This is a genomic window from Streptomyces sp. NPDC047880 (genome assembly GCF_040706515.1).
GTDB lineage: Bacteria > Actinomycetota > Actinomycetes > Streptomycetales > Streptomycetaceae > Streptomyces.
Genome location: NZ_JBEZOK010000035.1, coordinates 13,899 through 31,337, shown reverse-complemented (window position 1 = coordinate 31,337; position 17,439 = coordinate 13,899). Strand labels below are relative to the sequence as shown.

Here is a 17,439-nt window from a genome sequence, read left to right as displayed (position 1 = left end):
CCGTACGCCGGAAGGAGGCAGAGATGAACGCGCGAACCGAAGTGCTGGACCGGATCAGGCGCGCCCTGGACGACGTGCCCGCGAGCGAGCGTCCACAGGACGTCCCGGTGCCTCGCCAGTACTCCCGCGGCGGCCAACAGCCGGCCGGGTCGGCGGCGGCCGTGGAACTGCTCGCCGAACGACTCGCCGAGTACGGGGCGTCGGTGCACCTCGTATCCACGCAGGACGTCGCCTCCCGCGTGGCGCAGTTGGTGGCCGGCCTTGGCACCGGTTCCGTCGTGGTACCCCGTGGCTTCCCGCCCGAGTGGCGGTCCGCGCTGGACCCCGATCGGGTGCTGACCGACGAGCCCCGACTTCCGGTCGCCGAACTGGACCGGGCCCGAGCGGTGGTGACGACCGTGGCCGCCGCCATCGCCACGACCGGAACCCTTGTCCTGGACGGCGGCCCCGGCCAGGGCCGGCGCGCCCTGACGCTGGTGCCTGACGTCCATGTGTGCGTCGTACGCGCCGGACAGGTCGTGGCGTCCGTGCCGGAGGTGTTCACCGCCCTGGATCCGGTGCGTCCACTGACCTTCGTCTCCGGGCCGTCGGCCACCAGTGACATCGAACTCGACCGGGTGGAGGGCGTGCACGGCCCGCGCACGCTGGAAGCCCTGATCGTCGTCTGAGTCCGAGCATCTCGTCCTCACAGGAAGAGAGTTGAGCAGTGAAGCCCGCCCTTCACCCCATACCGCACCGGCACGCAGCAGCACCGACGGCGCCTCACTCGGGCCCCCTGCCCGACAACCCCTCGGCGTCGGCGAGCTGCACGCTCCCCGCCGAGAAACGCGCGGTAGCGACAGCCAGGGCGTTCGCCCGGGACCGGCTGACGGCATGGCGCCTCGGGGACGAAACGGCCGAGACGGCGAGCGTCGTGGTGTCGGAGTACGTCACCAACAGCGTTCAGCACAGCGGCGCCCACCACGTCACCCTGCGGCTCGCATGCTGCGAGTCACACCTGTGGATCGAGGTCGTCGACGCCGGCGTGTGGCAGAACCGTACGGGGCCCGAAGAGAACGGCCTGGCCGAGTGCGGCCGGGGCTTCTGGCTGGTCGAGGCACTGTCCCAGCGGTCCGGAGTGCACCACACCCAGCACGGCACCACCGCCTGGGCGCTGCTGCCCCACGCCCCCGCCACGTGCGAGCGCCCCGACCGCTCGTTAGCCGGGCGCACCGGTACAGGGACTGGCTCGCGCCGCTCACCCGCACGCCGCTCGGTCCTTCGCCTCCCCGGTTGAGCCGCACACGGCAGGGGCGAGCAGGGCGCTTTCGAACGGCCACAGCCGGTGCGGGCCCTGGCGTACGGGCAAGGGAATCGTGGGCCCCCAGGCCCGACCGTTGACAACGCCCAACGGCGCTTCGAAACCGGCGAGTCCAGGGGGGCAACAGGCGCGCGCGGGTTGTGCGTCAAAGGTGCAAGCCTGCGGAGAGGAGCGGCGGCCACCCTCGGCTTCCCCGCAGCGCCCTGACACACGACGCCGGCGCGTGCGACCACGCTCGGGGGACACCTCCGGCGCGGCTTCCACCAGCGCACGCCGGATCGACCGGTACGGCCTGTGCTTCCTGCGCTTCCTACGGCATCACGCCCCGCGTCGACCTTCCGGTGGGGGAGAACCTGCAGGACCATCCGCATGTCGGTCTGTGCTATCTCACCGAGACGGAGTCGTTGTTCACCGCCGAGACACCGGGTAACGTCCGCCTGCTGGAGACCGAGGGGCGCGGTCCCCTCACCTCCAACGTCGGCGAGGCCGGTGGATTTCACCGCACCCGTGAGGGACTGGACGCTCCCGGCATTCAGGTGGACGCCAACCCCGGTGATGTTCCACGAGGAGGGCATCAGCCCCGTGACCGACCACGCTTTCATGTCCGGCGCGGTCCTGCTCGCCCCCACGAGCCGGGGCAAGGTCTCCCTGAGGTCGGCCCCGCCCAGCGCCAAACCGCGCGTTCTGCACAACTACCTGGCCACCGAGGAGGATCGCGACACGATGATCCGGGCACTGCGGATGTTGCTCGACATCGCCGCTCAGCCCAGCCTGGCCAGGCACCGGCGTGCCGACTTCCGCGTGCCGCGCTCCACGGACGACGCCGGCCTGCTCGACTTCGCCCGGCGCGAGTTGCAGACTCTTTACCACCCGGCGAGCAGTTGCTCCATCGGCCCCGTCGTGGACTCCCGGCTCAGGGTGCACGGCGTGAGCGGCCTGCGAGTGGTGGACGCCTCGGTGATGCCCACCGTGGTGCGGGGCAACACCAACGCCCCGACGATCATGATCGCGGAGAAGGGCGCGGACATGATCCGCGGTCTTTGATCTCCAAACAGGGCAGGAGCAGGACTCCGTTGGGCCCGCCCGACCACCCGGACAAGGCGGGTTAAGCGGTCGGTGTGGCAGGGGATTGAGACAACGCCACGCCGAGTGCGTATCGCTTGACAAGGAGACCGTAGGCACACGTCTGCGGTCCGGCTCACCAACAGACGATATCGACCCGATCTCCCGCGCTGACCGGCCAGTTCAGCAGATCACTGGAGTGGCCGGCACGCATTCCACGGAACGCTACGCGGGCCGTGGTGGCGCCCCACCCCGGACCTGATTGGTCGAGGAGGACTACCGATGGGATTCGACGAGGCCGAACCGCCACGGGCCCTCAACTGGGGGCGCGAGCCCGCGCAAGAGATCCAAGATTCGTTTCAGGCGGTTCTGAACGCCCTGGATGCCGCTCGCGCCGATCTCTACGCGATGGAGGAGCACCAGGGGTTCGGAAGCCCGTTACCGTCCTTGGACCGCCCCAGCGCAACAGCCGGATACGGCAGCCCCACCCATCCCGCCCCGTCCCTGCCGCCACCGCAGCCGGGTACGCAGGGCCTGGGACCCCGGCCTGAGCTGGTTCCGGTCCGTCCGGAAGGCCTCCCACCGTCTGCCGACCCGCCCCAACCCGCTCGGTACCGGCCGGCCGCCGGGAACACCGCGGTCGAGCCGCTGTGGTCACGCGGTGTGCGGCGGGGGACCGACGCGCCACGGAAGGCGGGACAGCCACCCACTGCGCCCGGCGGAGGCCCGGCGCAGGTCGAACCGCCGGCAGCTGTCCCGCCGCCCCCAGTCGCTCTGCAGGATCGTGCGCGCCGATGGACCGACTCAACTGAGGACTCCCCCTACCCATCGCAGGCCGCGCAGCCGAACCGCTTCGTCGCCCCGCCCTCCCAGACGCCGCTGCGCCCAGAACCGGCCCGCCCCCCTGAGCCCAGGGGAAGCCAACGACATCGCCGCTTCACCGACCGGCGACACAGCCGGCTCGCCGGAGTATTCGGCCTGGGCGCCGTGAGCGGATTGGTCCTTGCCTCTTCACTGCTCAGCAACGGCGACTCCGCACCGGCTACGCCGCCTGCATCCTTGGAGCAGCCGGACCGGCCGTTGCCTGAGAATCCGGCACCTGCAGCCCCGTCCCCGCCGACCGGGCAACCGAACCGGCCGGCTCCCGGCAGCGCCTCGCTTCCCGAGATCCCGGGCACCGGGCTGCTGCGGCCAGGCGACACTGGCCACGGTGTTTACGAGTTGCAGGTACGTCTGCTCCAGATCCCTCACATCTATGACGGCGGTGCCATCAACGGCCGTTACGACACGGAGGTCCGTCAGGCAGTGGCCCGATTCCAGCATGCATACGGCATCCATGGAGACGAGACCGGCGTCTACGGGGACAACACCCGACACGCCCTCATGCTGCGGACGAAATAGTCGCCCCAGCCACATGCCAGATGCTGCGACGACTGCACGGGCTGCTGGAAGTCACCTCGTGGAGCAGTTCCGCGTCGGCGGAAACCACGGCCTGTGCGGCACGGCGACCCATCCGACGGAACACCCCCGCGTCGGTGGGGAGGACACGAGGTAGTTGGTCCCCGGCCCGGTGCGGAACGGAAAAAGTCACACACGACGTTCGGAATGAGAACGACCTCTGAGGCTCCCGTCCCCGTCAAGGTGCGCTCCCGGGTATCTGGCTGGACCACCCGCACGCCGGCCGCCAAGTCGGTCAAGAAGGCGCCGCCCGCGGCACGTCTCGCCGCCCTGTTCCTGGCCTCCCACGCCTCCTCCAAGCTCCACGGCACACTGCCCGACACGACCAGCGGATTCCCGACCCTGCGTACGCCCTCCCACAGCGGCGTAAACCGTGCGGCCCCCGCTCGATGCGCGGTGGCAGCCGTCGACGCCGCGTGACGGCGGCGGGCCAGCGCAGGAGTACTTCGCGCAGCACCCGGCGGGCGCCGGGCTCACCGGTGACGGCCGAGGTCGCGAGACGCGCGCTGGCTCTCATGGCCACCGGGAGCGGCCGGCGCAGCCACAGGGTCAGCACTTCGTTGCGGCGCACCAGATGGCTGCGGCCGTCGCGGCCGCCCGGCTCCGGGAAGCGCTGCGGTGACGGCCTCGTCGGTGCTGATCCGCAGCAGCAGCGGGTCGGGGACGTCGCCGTGCGGATCGTCCGGCGGGCCGGGCTTGTGCAGAGCAATGTGGCGCTCTGCGCGCGGCGGACCCCACTGCCGGGGTGAGACCGGTCCGAAGAGCGTCACGGACGGGGTGCCGTGGGCCACCGCGAGATGCGCCAGGCCGGTGTCGCCGCAGACCACGAGCGCGGCGTGGGCGACGAGCGCCGACAGCTCGCCGAAGGGCAGCCCGCCGCGCAGCAGATCCCGAGCGGGCAGGTCGGCGCGTGCGGCGATGTCCAGGACCAGCGCGTCCTCGGTGGGGCCGCCGTTGACGATGACCCGCCCGCCGAGGGCGCGCAGCCGCCGTACGACGACGGTGTACCGTTCGGCCGGCCAGCGCCGGGAGGCGGACTCGGCGCCTGGGTGGACGACGACGGCGCCGGACGCCGGGGACGGCGTGGCGGGCGGTGGCAGCCGTACATCGTCGGGGGCCGCGGTGATGGCGTTCGCCCCGAGGAAGCGGCACCATCGCTCACGCTCGTGCTCGTCAGGCCGCCACTCGGGAGGGTGGACGGGGTGCTCCCCGGGTTCGGCTCCCTTGCGCAAGCACCCGCGCCATCCATGGCGCCCGCGCCGCGTCGGTGTTCACCGGCCTCGACAAGCCGGAAGTCCCGGCGAAAAAGGCCTCCACCTTCGTTTCCTCGTAGGTGAACTGCACTGTGAGGTACCGCGCTGACAGTTGACATCCTCCCCCTGAAGGGGGGTGAGGATGTCAGGAAGTGTTCTCGGTGCTCTTGTTCTCCCCGGCACCTTCCGTGGTCAGTTCCTGTCGGTTCGGTGTCCCGGTGAGCTGTTGGTCCAGGCGGAGTTGGCGTAGGCGTGTCAGGAGGTCCCTGGACCGCGGGCAGCGGGAGGGTGGAGAGGTAGTCCGAGATGTCACCCCCGCCGCCGATGAACTTGTGGGACGCCGAAGCCGGCGAACTCCCGCACGATGCGGATCATCGCCACGTTGTCGCGGCCGAGGGCCTCGACTTCGGCCTTGATCTCCATGCCGACACGGCGGCTCTCCGCACGGGCGGGATATTTTGCCCACATCCGCAGCCGGTTGTAGACGCCCCGCCAGTTGGCGTACTTCTCCAGCAGGTGGACCCACTGGGTTCCGGTCTGGAACTTGAAGGCGATCGCGTCGATCACCTCACGATGATCCCGTCAGCGACCACCCCGCTTCGGAGTACGGTCCGGGAGCAACGGCTCGATCCGCGCCCACTGCGCATCTGTCAACGGCACCCGGACCAACGACCGACTGATCCAAACGAAACTGCACAGCAGTCGTTCATCACCGGCTGTCATCCTGCCGCCGGACAGCCGCTACGGCTGTCCGGCGACGTCTCCACCCGATTGAGCAGCGCAGTACTGAGGAACGAGTGTTTGATCAGGGGCAGTTGACGGCCGTGTCGCCGGTGTCGCGGTTGCAGGTGTCGAAACCGAGGCCGCCGTCGAGGCCGTCGTTGGCGATCACGTTGTCCACGGCGTTGAGGGTGTCGCTGCCCTCGCCGCCGTTGTGCGTGTCGTTGCCGCGGCCTCCGTTGAGGGTGTCGTTGCCCTGGGCACCCTCGAGTGTGTCGTTGCCGTCGTCGCCGTTGAGGGTGTCGTTGCCGGCATTGCCGTAGATGGTGTCGTTGCCGGCCAGCCCGGAGATCGTGTCATTGCCGGGGCCGCCGTTGATGGTGTCGTTGCCCGGCGTCGCCCGCAGGCCACTGGCATCTGGGTCGTCGCCGACGAGCCGGTCCGCCCGGGGGCCGCCGTTGAGGCGGTCGTCACCCGCACCGCCGATCACCGTTCCGGCGGCTTCCAGGTTCGGGGAGATGCTGACGCTGTCATCGGAGTCGTTGGCGTTGACCCGTATCGACGTGACGGGCAGCGGACACTCCGCCGTGTGCCTCCCCGTCGACTGACACGGGGCAACGGCGGACACGGTGCCCCCCGCGTCCGTCACCACGACAACGTTGCCCTGACGCCGGATGGTGATGTCATTCGCCACACCCTGGGCGGCCGTGACGCTAAGGGTGTCGCCCACCTCCTGCACGACTGTGGTGTCCGCCAGGCCTCCGCGGGGGGCCGCACCGGGCGCGGCGGAAGCGGCGGTCAGCGGAGCGCAGGTGAGTGCGCCAAGGGCCACCACCGTGGTGCAGATACCTCGTGTTCTCATCGGTGCCCGCCTTTCGTGTTGTCTCGCCGTGTACGGGTACTGGCGTGCTGCTCACTCACGCTGGTCAGGGGCATCCGCTGACGTTGTCGCCCAAGTCGGCGCGGCAGTCGTCCACGTCAGCGCCGCCTTCGATGTAGTCGTTGCCGCTGACGTTGTCCACGGTGTCGATGGTGTCCCGGCCGTTGCCGCCCTCGGCGTAGTCGTTGCCGGCGCCGGCGACGATGCGCTCGTTGCCGCTGCCGCCGTAGATCACGTCGTTGTCGGCACCGCCGTCCACGATGTCCGAGCCGCCGCGTCCCTCGATGGAGTCGTTGCCGGAGCCGCCGAAGATCCTGTCCGCCTCGGCTCCACCGGTCAGGGTGTCGTTTCCTGCGCCGCCGGAAAGGAAGTCGGACCCCTCGTCGCCTTCGAGGGTGTCGTTGGCGGATCCGCCGTAGAGGTTGTCGTTGCCGGCTCCGCCGATGAGGGTGACGCCGAGGGCCGCCAGCGAGGAGGTGACGGTGTCGTCCTGGTCGCCGGCGTTGACCACCAGTTCGGTCGTGTCGGCGGCCCTGCAGGCGACTTCGGTCGTGCTGATGGCGGTGCAGTCGCCGGACGGTGCGACCGTGTCTCCGGTGTCTCTGATTCTGATGTTGCTGCCCGACTGCCAGACGCTGATCGTGTTGCCCCGGCCGACTCCGGCGGTGACCGTGATCGTAGTGCCGGTCTTGTTCACCAGCGTCGTGGCGAAAAGATGCGGCGTCGGTGCGTCGGCCGCGTGGGCCACGCCAGGGAGGCACAGAGTGAAACCGCACACCGTGGCCAGAAGTGCCCCGGTGCGATGGTGCGTTCTCTTCATGACCTGCTCCTGAAATAGGGCGTTGAATGTCGATCTCGCAACTGTGCGCAGTGCTTTCCGGCCGAAAGTGCCGTGTTCACGCGAAGGAGCGCTACCTTTTGGCGGTCTGCCGACCGCGGCCGGGACCCGATAGCCGGCTCCGGCGGAGTACCGGGGGAAAGGGTGTGGCCGCAAGCGCCGAACGTGCGGTGCGGCCCACCCCGGCGCGACACCCGAATGTCCCTGCTGCATTCCATAGCCTGAGTCCGCGCAGACTCCTCCCATACCGCCATGGCAGACGCCTGCTCGACCGGTCATCGGCGCTGGCGCTTGGGCACCCAGAGCATGTCGGGATGTGAAGCCGTGCTGAAGCCGAATTTGCGCCATTGCCGAACACAATGGTCTCCGCGCGTGGATCGTCGCCCTGGCCGGGAATGGGATCACCTGGGGCATGCCCACCGTTTGACTTGCATCTGCCCCGGAGGTGTCAATTAAAGATTCATTCATACTGCATTCAATTGATCGCGGTACGGGTGATCCGCGAAGCCCGCGAGCTGGACCTGCCGATTGTGGCGCTGCGCTCGCGCGACGAGGGGGACGCGCTGCACGTCCGCATGGCCGACGAGGTCGTGGTGCTCGACGGCGAGGGGTCGGGGGCCTTCCTGGACGCGGCAGCCATGGTCGAAACGGTGGTGCGTGCTGGCTGCGCCGCTGTCCACCCCGGCCACGGGCTGCTGGCCGAGAACGCCGACTTCGCGCAGCGCTGCACCGGCGCCGGACTCACCGGGGTCGGGCCTCGCCCCAAGATGCTGCGGACGCTCGGCGACACGACCGCGCCCGTGAACTCGCGTCGCGCCTCGGCGTGCCGGTGCCGTACGGCGACACCGGCAGCAAGGAGGCGCGCGCGTTCTGGCCGGCCTCGGCGAGGGTGCCGCGTTCATGGTCAAGGCGGTCGCCGGCGGCGGCGGGCGCGGCAGCGGGCGGTGTACGAGGCCGGTGCCGTTGCAGGTTGCAGTCACGGTTGCCGTGGCCGATGACGGCGTCCATGTCGTCGCTCTGGCAGAACCCGGGCACCTGGCGTCCCCAGGTCGTCGTGGTCAACCTCGGCACCAACGACTTCTCGACCGCCACGGCTACGTCTTCTTGGGACCGCGACTGCCACAGCCCTCGCCATCCGGCTCCGTTCGTGAGGGTCAGAATCAGTCCTCATCCTCAGGCAGGTGGAAGTAGACGGCCCCTGACCGCCCGGGGCCGTGCTCGGTCATCTCCGACGCGATGACCACGTCCTGGATCTCGGCGGGGCCCAACGCCTCGATGGAATCCGCCAGCCGCCGCACGAGCGCCGGAACACTGTCGCAGCCGGAGCCAGCAGGGTTGGCCTGCGAGAAGTGGCGCACGGTCCAACGCGTCGGCTTATCCATCACGGACGGATCGCAAGACCTGCCATCGGTCGGTCGTCAAGCGAGGGGAGGGCGAGGCGACTCATCCGGAACAGACGGCACGGTGTTCGACCAGACAAGTCCTAGAAGGCGGAGTTGGTGAACCAGTGTGTCAGGAGGTCCTTGTCTCCGTCGTGTGTGAAGGCCGTCGCGTCGTGGTGCAGGCGGCCGTAGAGGAGCAGCAGCAGGTCCGCTGCGGTTCCCTGGACGGCCGCGTCGGCGGTGTCGGTCGAAGCGGGGCTCGCCTCGAGTCCGAAGCCGTCGGGCCTGAGGCGGACGGACCAGTCGCCGTCACCGTCGGTCGCCTGGAAGCGGATGGCCTTGTCGGGAGCGCGGAGGTTGGCGACGTCGGGTGCGAAGAAGGTGGCGAAGGGGAGGTTGACGAGGAACTCGTCGATACCGTCGATCGCCAGCGGGCGGTCGATCGTGGGCCGGCGACCGAGTGCCAGGTCGGCGTCGACCCGGTGCAACAGGGTTTCGAAGAGCATCCGGCGCACCCAGAAACGGGCGTGCTGGTCGACGCCCCATGCCCACATGGGGAGGTCCGGGTCGGTGGCGGCGAAGGCCTGGGCGGCCACGGTCGCGCTGTCGGCCAGCCATTCGGCGTACTCCTCCTGCCGGTCCGGGAGCCGCAGGTCCACCTCCCGCTTGCGCGGGGGTTCCTGAACGCGTGCGTGCAGGAGGCTCGAGAACCAGCGCTGGACGCTGCCGGTGTGCTTGACCAGGTCGGCCAGTGTCCAGTCGGGGCAGCTCGGAACCGGGGTCGTCAGGTCGGCGTCCTCGAGCGCCACGACGAATCGGGTGGTCTCCACCGCGATCGCGGCGCGGTGGTCGACCGTTGTGGCTCCGTGTGCCGGGCGGTTCAGGGGGTTCATCGTGGGTGCCTTTCCAGGGATGAGGGGTGGAGGTGACGGCGGGTCGGACCGCCGTCATGCGGGGGGACTTGCGTTGTGCCGGCGCTGCGGGGGGGGGGGGGGGGTGCTGGTCTTCTCCGGGCCTCGTAGCCCGTCCTGCGGGCGACGGGTTCGGACCGCCTCGTAGCCCGTCCGGAGGGAGAGGGGTTCGGATCCGGCACGTATCGACCACCTCGCCCGGTCAAGGTTCGAGCAGCCTGCCGTTCACGCTGACCTGGCCCCGGACTCGGCCCCCGCGAGCTCCGCCGTCTCGGATGTGGCGAGCTTGCGCATCACGGGAGTGCGAGGCGTGGACGCCGTCCTGAGCCCGATGAGGGCGACAGCGGTGACCAGGATGAACGCGGCTCCGGCGAGGGCGAAGCTCAGCGTGAACTGGCTTTCCTGGGGAAGGGCGGGCATGCCGGCCGGCAGCGGGACGGACTTCGACGCCAGGAGCGATGTGATCACCGCGCTCGCGACAGCGCTGCCGACGGAGCGGGAGATCGAGTTGATGCCGTTGGCGATGCCGGTCTGGTGAGTTGGGACGCCGGCGACGATGAGCGCGGGCATGGAGGCGTAGCCGAAGCTGATCGCCAGACCGATGAGCATGCCCGCGCCGATGACCGAGGCAGTGGTGTCGTGTGCGGTGGTCAGCCAGGTGAAGCCGAGCACTCCGAAGCAGGCCCCGGCTGCCAGCGTGAAGCGTGCGCCGAGCCTGCCCACCAGCACGCCGCCGAACTGGGCGCCGATGAGGGAAACGAGCGTGGTCGGCAGCAGGTAGACGACGGAGGCGGCGAGGACGGACGCGCCGAAGCCGTAGCCGACGAGGTCTTCGGGCATCTGAACGAGGTACGAGACGCCGATGAAGTGCGTGAACATCGCGAAGCCCAGCAGCAGGCCCGCCAGGTTGGTGAACAGAACGGGCCGGTGGACGAACATCTTCATGTCCACCATCGGGTCTTTGACCCGGCTTTCGGTGAGGACCCACACACCCGTCATCACGACCGCACCGGCGAAGGCGCCTAGTGTACGGCCGGACGTCCAGCCCCACTCGTGCCCCTGCGAGATCGGCAGCAGCAGAAGCACCAGCAGCATCCCCAGGGTCAGCGCGCCCAGCCAGTCCGTGCGTCCGCCGGCTTTCGTCCGGGAAGCGGGCACCGTGATCAGCACGCCTGCCAGGGCCACCACGGCGAGTACGGCGGCCAGCCAGAAGACCCGGTGGTAGTCGGGGTCGGAGCCGCGGGTGAAGAGGCCCGCACCGACCAGGGCGAGTCCACTGCCGAACGCGAGGGTGCCGCTGACCAGCGCCATCGCTCCGTGCAGCTTCTCCGGCCTGATCTCCTCACGCAGCACGGAGAGGGCGAGCGGGAAGATCGCGGTCGCCGCCCCCTGCATCACCCGCCCGACGATCAGCCACGTCAGCGAGGTCGTGGTGGCGGCGAGTACTGACCCGGCGATCATCACGATCAGCACGCCGACGAGCGTGGGCTTCTTGCCGTGCTGGTCGCCGAAGCGGCCGAGCAGCGGGGTGAACACGGCGGCCGACAGCAGGGTGGCCGTGGTCACCCAGCTCACGTTCGCCGTGGTGGCCTTCAGGTCGCTCTGGATGATGCCCAGGATCGGGACCACCAGGGTCTGCATCATCGAGACGACCATCGCGGCGAGCCCGAGGACTACGACGATCCCGGTGTGCCCGGAGGGTCTCGTCGACGCTGCGTGCGTTGCGTGGGACACGGAAGCTCTGACCTAACTGTTTGAGAACCTCGATGCTTGATAACTTCAAGCAATGGCCCAGACCGTATCCGGCGATATTTGAGATGGTCAAGCTTCCTGGCTTAGGGTGACTCACATGACAGGAACCCGCGGTGTCGACACGGCGCAGCTCATGGAGCTGCTCTCGGTGTCGCTCGGTGCCTACTACGGCGACTTCACGGTGGCCGCGGCGAGCGAGAACCTCACGGCCAGCCAGGGCAAGACGCTCAACGTCCTGCGCCGCGGCCCCGCCGCGATGCGCGTCCTGGCTTCCATCCTGAGCTGCGACGCGTCCAACATGACCGGGATCGTCGACCGGCTGGAGAAGCGCGGGCTGGTGCGCCGTGAGCCCAGCCTCACCGACCGTCGCGTCAAGAACGTCGTCCTGACCGACGAGGGTGAACGCGTCATCGACGTGATCCGCGGCAAGATGCACACCACGCGCGCCGGCCTGGACAACCTCAGCGCCGAGGAGCGGGACACCCTCTACGCCCTTCTGGAGCGCGCTTTCACCTCGCGGCCCACCCGCGTCTGACCGCCTGCCACGGGTCCCGGCTGCGGTGAGCCGGGCAGGCCCGTCAGCGCTGCGCATGGTTGACGTGAGCGGCCGTACGGCGTCCGCGACGAACATGCTTGTTCACTCGCCCCACGACAGGAGCCACGTCCGCCCCGGCATCAGGTCCGCAAAGGACCGCTTTCCGGCCGGATCAGGCACTCGCCGCTGCCCGACGAGTCGACCGGGGCAACGGCATCCCGCGCCCAGCCCGCCTCGTCCCATACGGCCACGTCCGCCACCAGCAGGCATCCTGCGGTGGCCGAGCAGGCGACGAGGCCGGGTGCGGTGACCTCACTGTGCGGGTCATGGCATCACTCAAGGCTCAGGCTCACCCTCCTGCCCTTACGGCACCGCGTGCACCGAGGACGAACTGGAGGCGGCCGCCAAAGCAGGCGGTGTGTCTGCGAAGGTCGTCGTGGTCAACGGCATCGCCACCACCATCACCGACGACCACTGACCCGGATTCCCGCCCCGGAGGACGCCGCGCTGCCCTCACGCTCCCTTGCGCAAGCACCTGCGCCATCCATGCGCCCGAACCGGTCCGCGGTCCGGTCGCGGTTGCCAGGATGGGCTGGGTGACCACCAGCACCGCAGATCTCTGGCACCACTACGGCCGCGCCCGCGCCACCAGTGACCGCACGGTCCCCGACACCTTCTACTGGAGTTGGGGCCAGAACGCCGGGCCCGGCCCGGAGGTCCTGGGTGACCTGACCGGCCGCTGTGTGGGCGACCTCGGCGCCGGCACAGCCCGGCACGCAGCACACCTGGCGGTTCACCATCAGCCGGCCCAGGTCGTCGCCGTCGATGCCTCGCCCGCCCAGCACGCCATGGCAACCGACCTCTACGCACACCTCGCCCCGCGCCTGCACATCGTGCAGTCCGGCGCGATGCCCCACCTGCAGGCGATGACCGGCACGTACGACGTGCTGTACAGCGTTTTCGGCGCCGTGGACTTCACCGACCCACGCGAGGTGCTGCCCGCGGCGGCCGCCGCTCTCAAGCCGGGCGGGCGCCTGATGTTCGCGACCCTCGCCCACTACCTGAACGGGGCACCCGCCCAGCCCGATGCCGTGGCTGCCGACATCCCGGCAAAGACACCAGACGGCGAAGCCACCACGATGCGCCGCTGGGTCCTCCAGGAACACGTGTGGACCAAGCTGCTCGACGAGGCCGGATTTACCGACACCACCGTTGACGTGCTGCCCGCCACCGGCGGGCCTCGCACCGCCGACACCCTGCTGGTGAGCGCGTACCACCCGTCCTAGAACAGGGCCCAGCTCCGCCAGCGACCTGCGGAAGCCGCGCGCGGCGCGGCGAGGGGTTCACGTCCACGAGGCGCTGAACAGGGCGTATTCGAGCAGGTCGGGCGCAGCGTCGGGCGGCCAGGTACCCGTTGCCGCTGCTTGGCCGGAAGCCGCCTGCATGTAGGAGAGGTGTTGCGGGTGCGTAGAAGAGTATGGGAGTCCGGGCTCGACGGGTGACTGCGGTGACCCTCACCACCGACTCCTCTGGCCACCTGTCGATGGCCGAGCAATCGCACCAAACGGACGGCGCGCGGGCATACTTCTGCCAGCACACGGAGCGACAGGGGGGCTTGATGTCGGTGGAACATGTGCCGCTCGGCGGTCAGCGCCTGGACGAGCTGGTGACCAGGTGGGCGAACACCACGCCGGCGGCTGAGGCGATCGTGTGCGGTGTCGAACGGATTACCTATGGGGAACTGGGCCGTCTCGTGGATACCGAGGCCGACCGCCTGCAATCCGTGGGCCTGAGGGACGGCGGACTGGCCGCTGTCGTGCTGGACAACCCCGTCGCCGCCCTGGCCGCCATGCTGGGCGTCCTCAGGGCCGGAGGCGCCTACCTGCCGCTCGACCCGGCCCTGCCCAGGGAGGAACTGCACCGCGTCCTGGCGGACGTCGATCCCTACGTCGTGCTCACCCGCGAGCTGTACCGGGTGGCGGTCGGCGACCCGCCGCACCGGCGGGTGGTGTGCGTCGACGCCGAAGCGGGGCCGACGGACGAGGGCGGGACACAGCCGCACGCGCACGACGCACAGGACGCGCCATCCGTCCGTCGCGCCACCGCATGTGTGCTGCTCACGGCCGGGACGACGGGGTCGCCCAAACTCGTCCCGGTCAGCCACCACGACCTCGCCATGGCTCGAAGCGCCTGGCAGCAGGTCTTCGGCTTCGACGACCGCGACCGTCACATGCACACGGCCCCGCCCGAGTCAGCGGAGTTCACGGCGAACTGGATCCGTGCCCTCGGCTCCGGAGGCACCCTGATCCTCCCCGACGGCGACGAACCCCATGACCCCGGCGCCCGGGGAGCGGCTCTGCGGCGGCTCATAGCCGACGAGGAGGCCACCGTGCTGGCCTGCGGTGTGCCGACTGCGCGGCTGCTGACAGTCCAGGGGCCGCCCCAAAGGACGCGGCTGCGCCTGGTGACGGTCACGGGCGACGTCTGGTACCTCGACGAACAGCGTGCCCTGAAGAAGGCGCTCGGCGACGACGTGCGTGTGGTCAACACCTACACCGTTACCGAGGCGTTCGGCGCCGGCACCTACTTCGAGCTGCCGGAGCGACATCCGCCGTCGGAGCACGGGAGCGAACCGGTCTCGCTGATCGGCGTGCCGCTGCCCGACACCTACCTCACCGTCCGCGGGCCCGTTCCCGGCGCGCGGGGCCCCATCGTCCTGAACGGCGTCCACACCGGCGACGACGGACGTGTCCGGGAGGACGGCCTGCTGGAGTTCCTGGGCCGACAAGGCACGTACGCCTCCGCCGAGCGCGCGCTGCACGGCCACCCGGACGTACGCGCGGGCCTGGTGGCCGAGGTCGAGACCAAGGACCCCCGAGACATCAAGGTCGTGGCCTACGCGGTCTCCGTCGAGGGCCGCGCAGTGGACCCGGTGGACGTCCACCGACACGTGTGCCGCGCCCTGCCCGGTGACGCGCAGCCGCACGCGGTGGTGCCTGTCCCGTCGCTGCCCCGCACCCGGGCCGACAAGGTGGACCGCAAGAACCTGCCCCTGCCGGTCGACCCAGGCACGGCCCTCAGCAGCAAGGGAGGAATCATGCGCGGCCCTGCGTCGCCGGAGCGGGCGACAGGGTGCATGTCCGTCGGCGTCCTGGTCCTCGCCGCGTTCTTCGCGCTGCTGGCATGGTTGTTCACCGATCTCCTGTGGCCGTACTCGACGGACGTCTCAGCGGTGCCCAGTCCCCACGCGGAGTACTTCCGGGTCCTTTACTTCTGCGAGAACGTCTCTTTCGGCGCGGGCATGGCCTTCCTGCTGGTGGGGCGGCCGGGCATGGCACGGGCCGGGCACACGGGCTGGTTCACCACGGTGGCGCACCTGTCCGCGGTCTGGCTCTTGGTGGCGTGGTGGCCGCAGGACAACTTCTACCGGCTCACCGCCAAGACGAACTGGCCGGCACAGGCCGCCCTCGTCTACACGTTCAACGTGTCGCTCATGATCGCCGCAATCGTGGTCGCCGCGTTCGCTGCCGTGACGCCCAAGTGGCGGCGGCGGCTGGGCCGGTGAACGAGCCGCTCAGCGCGCCGTTACCGAACCGGACCAGCGCCTCGGCCTCGTCGAGCGCCTGGCGCGAACGTGCGGCGAGGGCGACCCCCACGTACGGCACGGGTTCCAGGCTCGCCGTGGGGATGGTGGTGAGCAGGACGGCGCCCAGGGCTCTGCACCGGCGGGCCAGGCCGTCGCAGTGCTCGAGCAGGGCGGGAGCGGGCAGCCGCGCGCCCAGGGGCAGGCAGTCCAGGGTGCGCACCAGGTGACGGCCTCCCCGCACGCTGTCCAGTCGGGTCTGGAGGACGAAGGCGACGGCGGGGCCGGTGAGCCGCAGATTGATCTCGGTGGGCGCCGCCCGTCCGGCCGTGTCGGTGACGAAGTCCACGTCGTACCAGCCCTGGTAGCCCTCCGCCGACAGCGCCTCCCCCACGGCCGTACCGAACGCGGTCGCGGTCGCGGTCAGTTCCGCGGGCAGGACCCCCGGGCCGACGGTGACCCCCCGGTAGGCCGTTCCGGTGACCTCCATCAGGCCCGTGCCGACGACGTGGACGGTCCCGTCCTCGGCTATCACCCCGTCGAACGTCGGGTTCCGGTACAGGTCGGCGCCGGGCACGAACTCCTCCACCAGCAGCCCCTCGCCGAAGAGCCGCCGCGTGACAGCCCGCGTGCCGCCACCCGACCGCACGTCCTCCGGCGTGAGGACGAAGGTGGCCGAACCACCAACGCCGTACGCGCCCTTGACCACGCTCGTCAGCCCGGCCGACGCCCGGGCCGCCAGCGCCCGCGCCAGCTCGCGCCGTGAGCGGACGGGCTCCTGGGAGGGAACACGGATGCCGGGGTGAGCGGCGGCGAGCGTGCAAAAGAGCCGGTGGGAGGCGGCCTTCGACTCGTGGCCGAGCCGGAGAGGCGGCCCCGAGGTGAGCCGTTCGGACGCCTCGGTGCGTCCCCAGGGCAGCACCGGAAAACCGGAGTTCCTGATCCGCCGCGTCAGCGCCGCCTGGCCCAGAAGGGCCTGAGTCAGGGCGCCGCCAGGGGCGTCGACGCAGTGCACCTCCACCTCGTCCCACTCCAGCAGCCGGGCCAGGCCGCGCATCCAGGCCGCTTCGACAGGCAGCGGGAGGACCACCAGGGCGGGATGCGGGCCTGCGAAGGCCGAGAGGCAGGCGTAGTGCGGGACGCCCTCCGTGGGTGCGACGCCGGGGAACTGGGCGTTAAATTCCGCGACGTTGCCGAGGTGGACGGACCGCCGACCACCTGTCCACGCTCGCACCCATGAGGGATCCGCCCCGGACGTCCACGCCTCCATCCTGACCAACTGTCCGGAGGACGGCGAGGCGTCGGCGCGCCGCGCGCCCATCGCGATGTAGAAGGGCACGGCGTGCGAGTCGGCGGTGATGGTCACCCGGTCGCAGCCGAGCCGACCGGCCTCCGTGAGCACGTGCCGGTAGAGCAGCCGGCCCACTCCCCGGCCGATCGACATCGGCTCGACGAAGAGCATGCCGAGCTCCGCGCGGGGCGGCTCCCCGTCCAACGTGGCCACCCCCAGGATCCGGCCGCCCGCCTCGGCCACCCTCACCCTGCGGCCGGCCATATCTCCCGGCGCCAGCCGGAGATCGTCCGCACAGTCCGCCAGATACGCGTCGTCGTACCCCCAGTGAGCCTTGGAGCGCAACGCGAGCGCGCTCAGCGCAGCGGCCTCCTGTGGCAGTCCCGCCCGGATACGAACCCCGTTGGTGGTCATGAAGGGATTGTTCCAGCGTGACGACTACCTCCAGCGTGCCGCGTGACATGACGCTTTCTG

Annotated in this window: 16 protein-coding genes and 1 pseudogene; 9 read left to right on the top strand and 8 right to left on the bottom strand. The window is 70.2% G+C overall.

Annotation, left to right across the window (positions count from 1 at the left end; translation table 11 throughout):
- Window positions 1-23 precede the first annotated feature (23 nt).
- The 5 genes from AB0937_RS35355 to AB0937_RS35335 all read left to right on the top strand — a co-directional run bounded on the left by AB0937_RS35355 (window position 24) and on the right by AB0937_RS35335 (window position 4,240).
- Window positions 24-668, top strand: a complete 645-nt coding sequence (locus AB0937_RS35355) for an LUD domain-containing protein (protein WP_366717801.1) — start codon at window positions 24-26, stop codon at window positions 666-668.
- 38 nt (window positions 669-706) lie between these two features.
- Complete coding sequence (locus AB0937_RS35350; protein ID WP_366717799.1) at window positions 707-1,276, top strand: ATP-binding protein; 570 nt, start codon at window positions 707-709, stop codon at window positions 1,274-1,276.
- Between the two features lie 606 nt (window positions 1,277-1,882).
- The gene (locus AB0937_RS35345) at window positions 1,883-2,344 is read left to right on the top strand and encodes a GMC oxidoreductase (RefSeq protein ID WP_366717797.1); all 462 of its coding nucleotides are present in this window, start codon (window positions 1,883-1,885) and stop codon (window positions 2,342-2,344) included.
- A gap of 300 nt (window positions 2,345-2,644) precedes the next feature.
- Window positions 2,645-3,763 (top strand): peptidoglycan-binding protein, encoded by a 1,119-nt coding sequence (locus AB0937_RS35340; RefSeq protein ID WP_366717795.1) that lies wholly within the window; start codon window positions 2,645-2,647, stop codon window positions 3,761-3,763.
- Between the two features lie 204 nt (window positions 3,764-3,967).
- Window positions 3,968-4,240: a hypothetical protein gene (locus AB0937_RS35335; RefSeq protein ID WP_366717793.1), complete on the top strand. Its 273-nt coding sequence runs from the start codon at window positions 3,968-3,970 to the stop codon at window positions 4,238-4,240.
- Window positions 4,241-4,293: 53 nt separating this feature from the next.
- Here AB0937_RS35335 and AB0937_RS35330 read toward each other — a convergent pair.
- The 4 genes and pseudogenes from AB0937_RS35330 to AB0937_RS35315 all read right to left on the bottom strand — a co-directional run.
- A pseudogene (locus tag AB0937_RS35330) lies at window positions 4,294-5,013 on the bottom strand (glycosyltransferase family 9 protein); the annotation flags it as partial.
- 369 nt (window positions 5,014-5,382) lie between these two features.
- Window positions 5,383-5,640, bottom strand: coding sequence for a hypothetical protein (locus AB0937_RS35325; RefSeq protein WP_366717791.1), 258 nt, complete (start codon window positions 5,638-5,640; stop codon window positions 5,383-5,385).
- A 238-nt stretch (window positions 5,641-5,878) separates the two neighbouring features.
- A complete protein-coding gene (locus AB0937_RS35320; RefSeq protein ID WP_366717789.1) occupies window positions 5,879-6,655 on the bottom strand; it encodes a calcium-binding protein in 777 nt (258 codons plus the stop codon).
- 64 nt (window positions 6,656-6,719) lie between these two features.
- Window positions 6,720-7,493, bottom strand: a complete 774-nt coding sequence (locus tag AB0937_RS35315; RefSeq protein ID WP_366717787.1) for a calcium-binding protein — start codon at window positions 7,491-7,493, stop codon at window positions 6,720-6,722.
- A gap of 497 nt (window positions 7,494-7,990) precedes the next feature.
- Between AB0937_RS35315 and AB0937_RS35310 the strand changes: the two genes are divergently transcribed.
- Window positions 7,991-8,509, top strand: coding sequence for a biotin carboxylase N-terminal domain-containing protein (locus AB0937_RS35310; RefSeq protein ID WP_366717785.1), 519 nt, complete (start codon window positions 7,991-7,993; stop codon window positions 8,507-8,509).
- A gap of 162 nt (window positions 8,510-8,671) precedes the next feature.
- Here AB0937_RS35310 and AB0937_RS35305 read toward each other — a convergent pair whose 3' ends face one another.
- The 3 genes from AB0937_RS35305 to AB0937_RS35295 form a co-directional block, all read right to left on the bottom strand.
- Entirely contained in the window at window positions 8,672-8,893 is a 222-nt protein-coding gene (locus AB0937_RS35305; protein WP_366717783.1) for a hypothetical protein, read from the bottom strand.
- Between the two features lie 101 nt (window positions 8,894-8,994).
- On the bottom strand, window positions 8,995-9,786 hold the full coding sequence (locus AB0937_RS35300; protein WP_366717781.1) for a maleylpyruvate isomerase family mycothiol-dependent enzyme: 792 nt from the start codon (window positions 9,784-9,786) through the stop codon (window positions 8,995-8,997).
- 243 nt (window positions 9,787-10,029) lie between these two features.
- On the bottom strand, window positions 10,030-11,538 hold the full coding sequence (locus tag AB0937_RS35295) for an MFS transporter (protein ID WP_366717779.1): 1,509 nt from the start codon (window positions 11,536-11,538) through the stop codon (window positions 10,030-10,032).
- 115 nt (window positions 11,539-11,653) lie between these two features.
- Between AB0937_RS35295 and AB0937_RS35290 the strand changes: the two genes are divergently transcribed.
- From AB0937_RS35290 to AB0937_RS35280, 3 genes are all read left to right on the top strand, one after another.
- Window positions 11,654-12,091 carry a MarR family transcriptional regulator gene (locus AB0937_RS35290; RefSeq protein ID WP_366717777.1) on the top strand — a complete coding sequence of 146 codons (438 nt, stop codon included), beginning with the start codon at window positions 11,654-11,656 and terminating at the stop codon, window positions 12,089-12,091.
- Between the two features lie 587 nt (window positions 12,092-12,678).
- Window positions 12,679-13,377, top strand: a complete 699-nt coding sequence (locus AB0937_RS35285; protein ID WP_366717775.1) for a class I SAM-dependent methyltransferase — start codon at window positions 12,679-12,681, stop codon at window positions 13,375-13,377.
- A 332-nt stretch (window positions 13,378-13,709) separates the two neighbouring features.
- Entirely contained in the window at window positions 13,710-15,656 is a 1,947-nt protein-coding gene (locus tag AB0937_RS35280) for an AMP-binding protein (protein WP_366717773.1), read from the top strand.
- On the opposite strand, the gene AB0937_RS35275 is transcribed toward AB0937_RS35280, so the two are convergent.
- Window positions 15,583-17,379, bottom strand: coding sequence for a GNAT family N-acetyltransferase (locus tag AB0937_RS35275; protein WP_366717771.1), 1,797 nt, complete (start codon window positions 17,377-17,379; stop codon window positions 15,583-15,585). The two genes, AB0937_RS35280 and AB0937_RS35275, sit on opposite strands and share 74 nt — an antisense overlap.
- Between the last annotated feature and the right edge of the window lie 60 nt (window positions 17,380-17,439).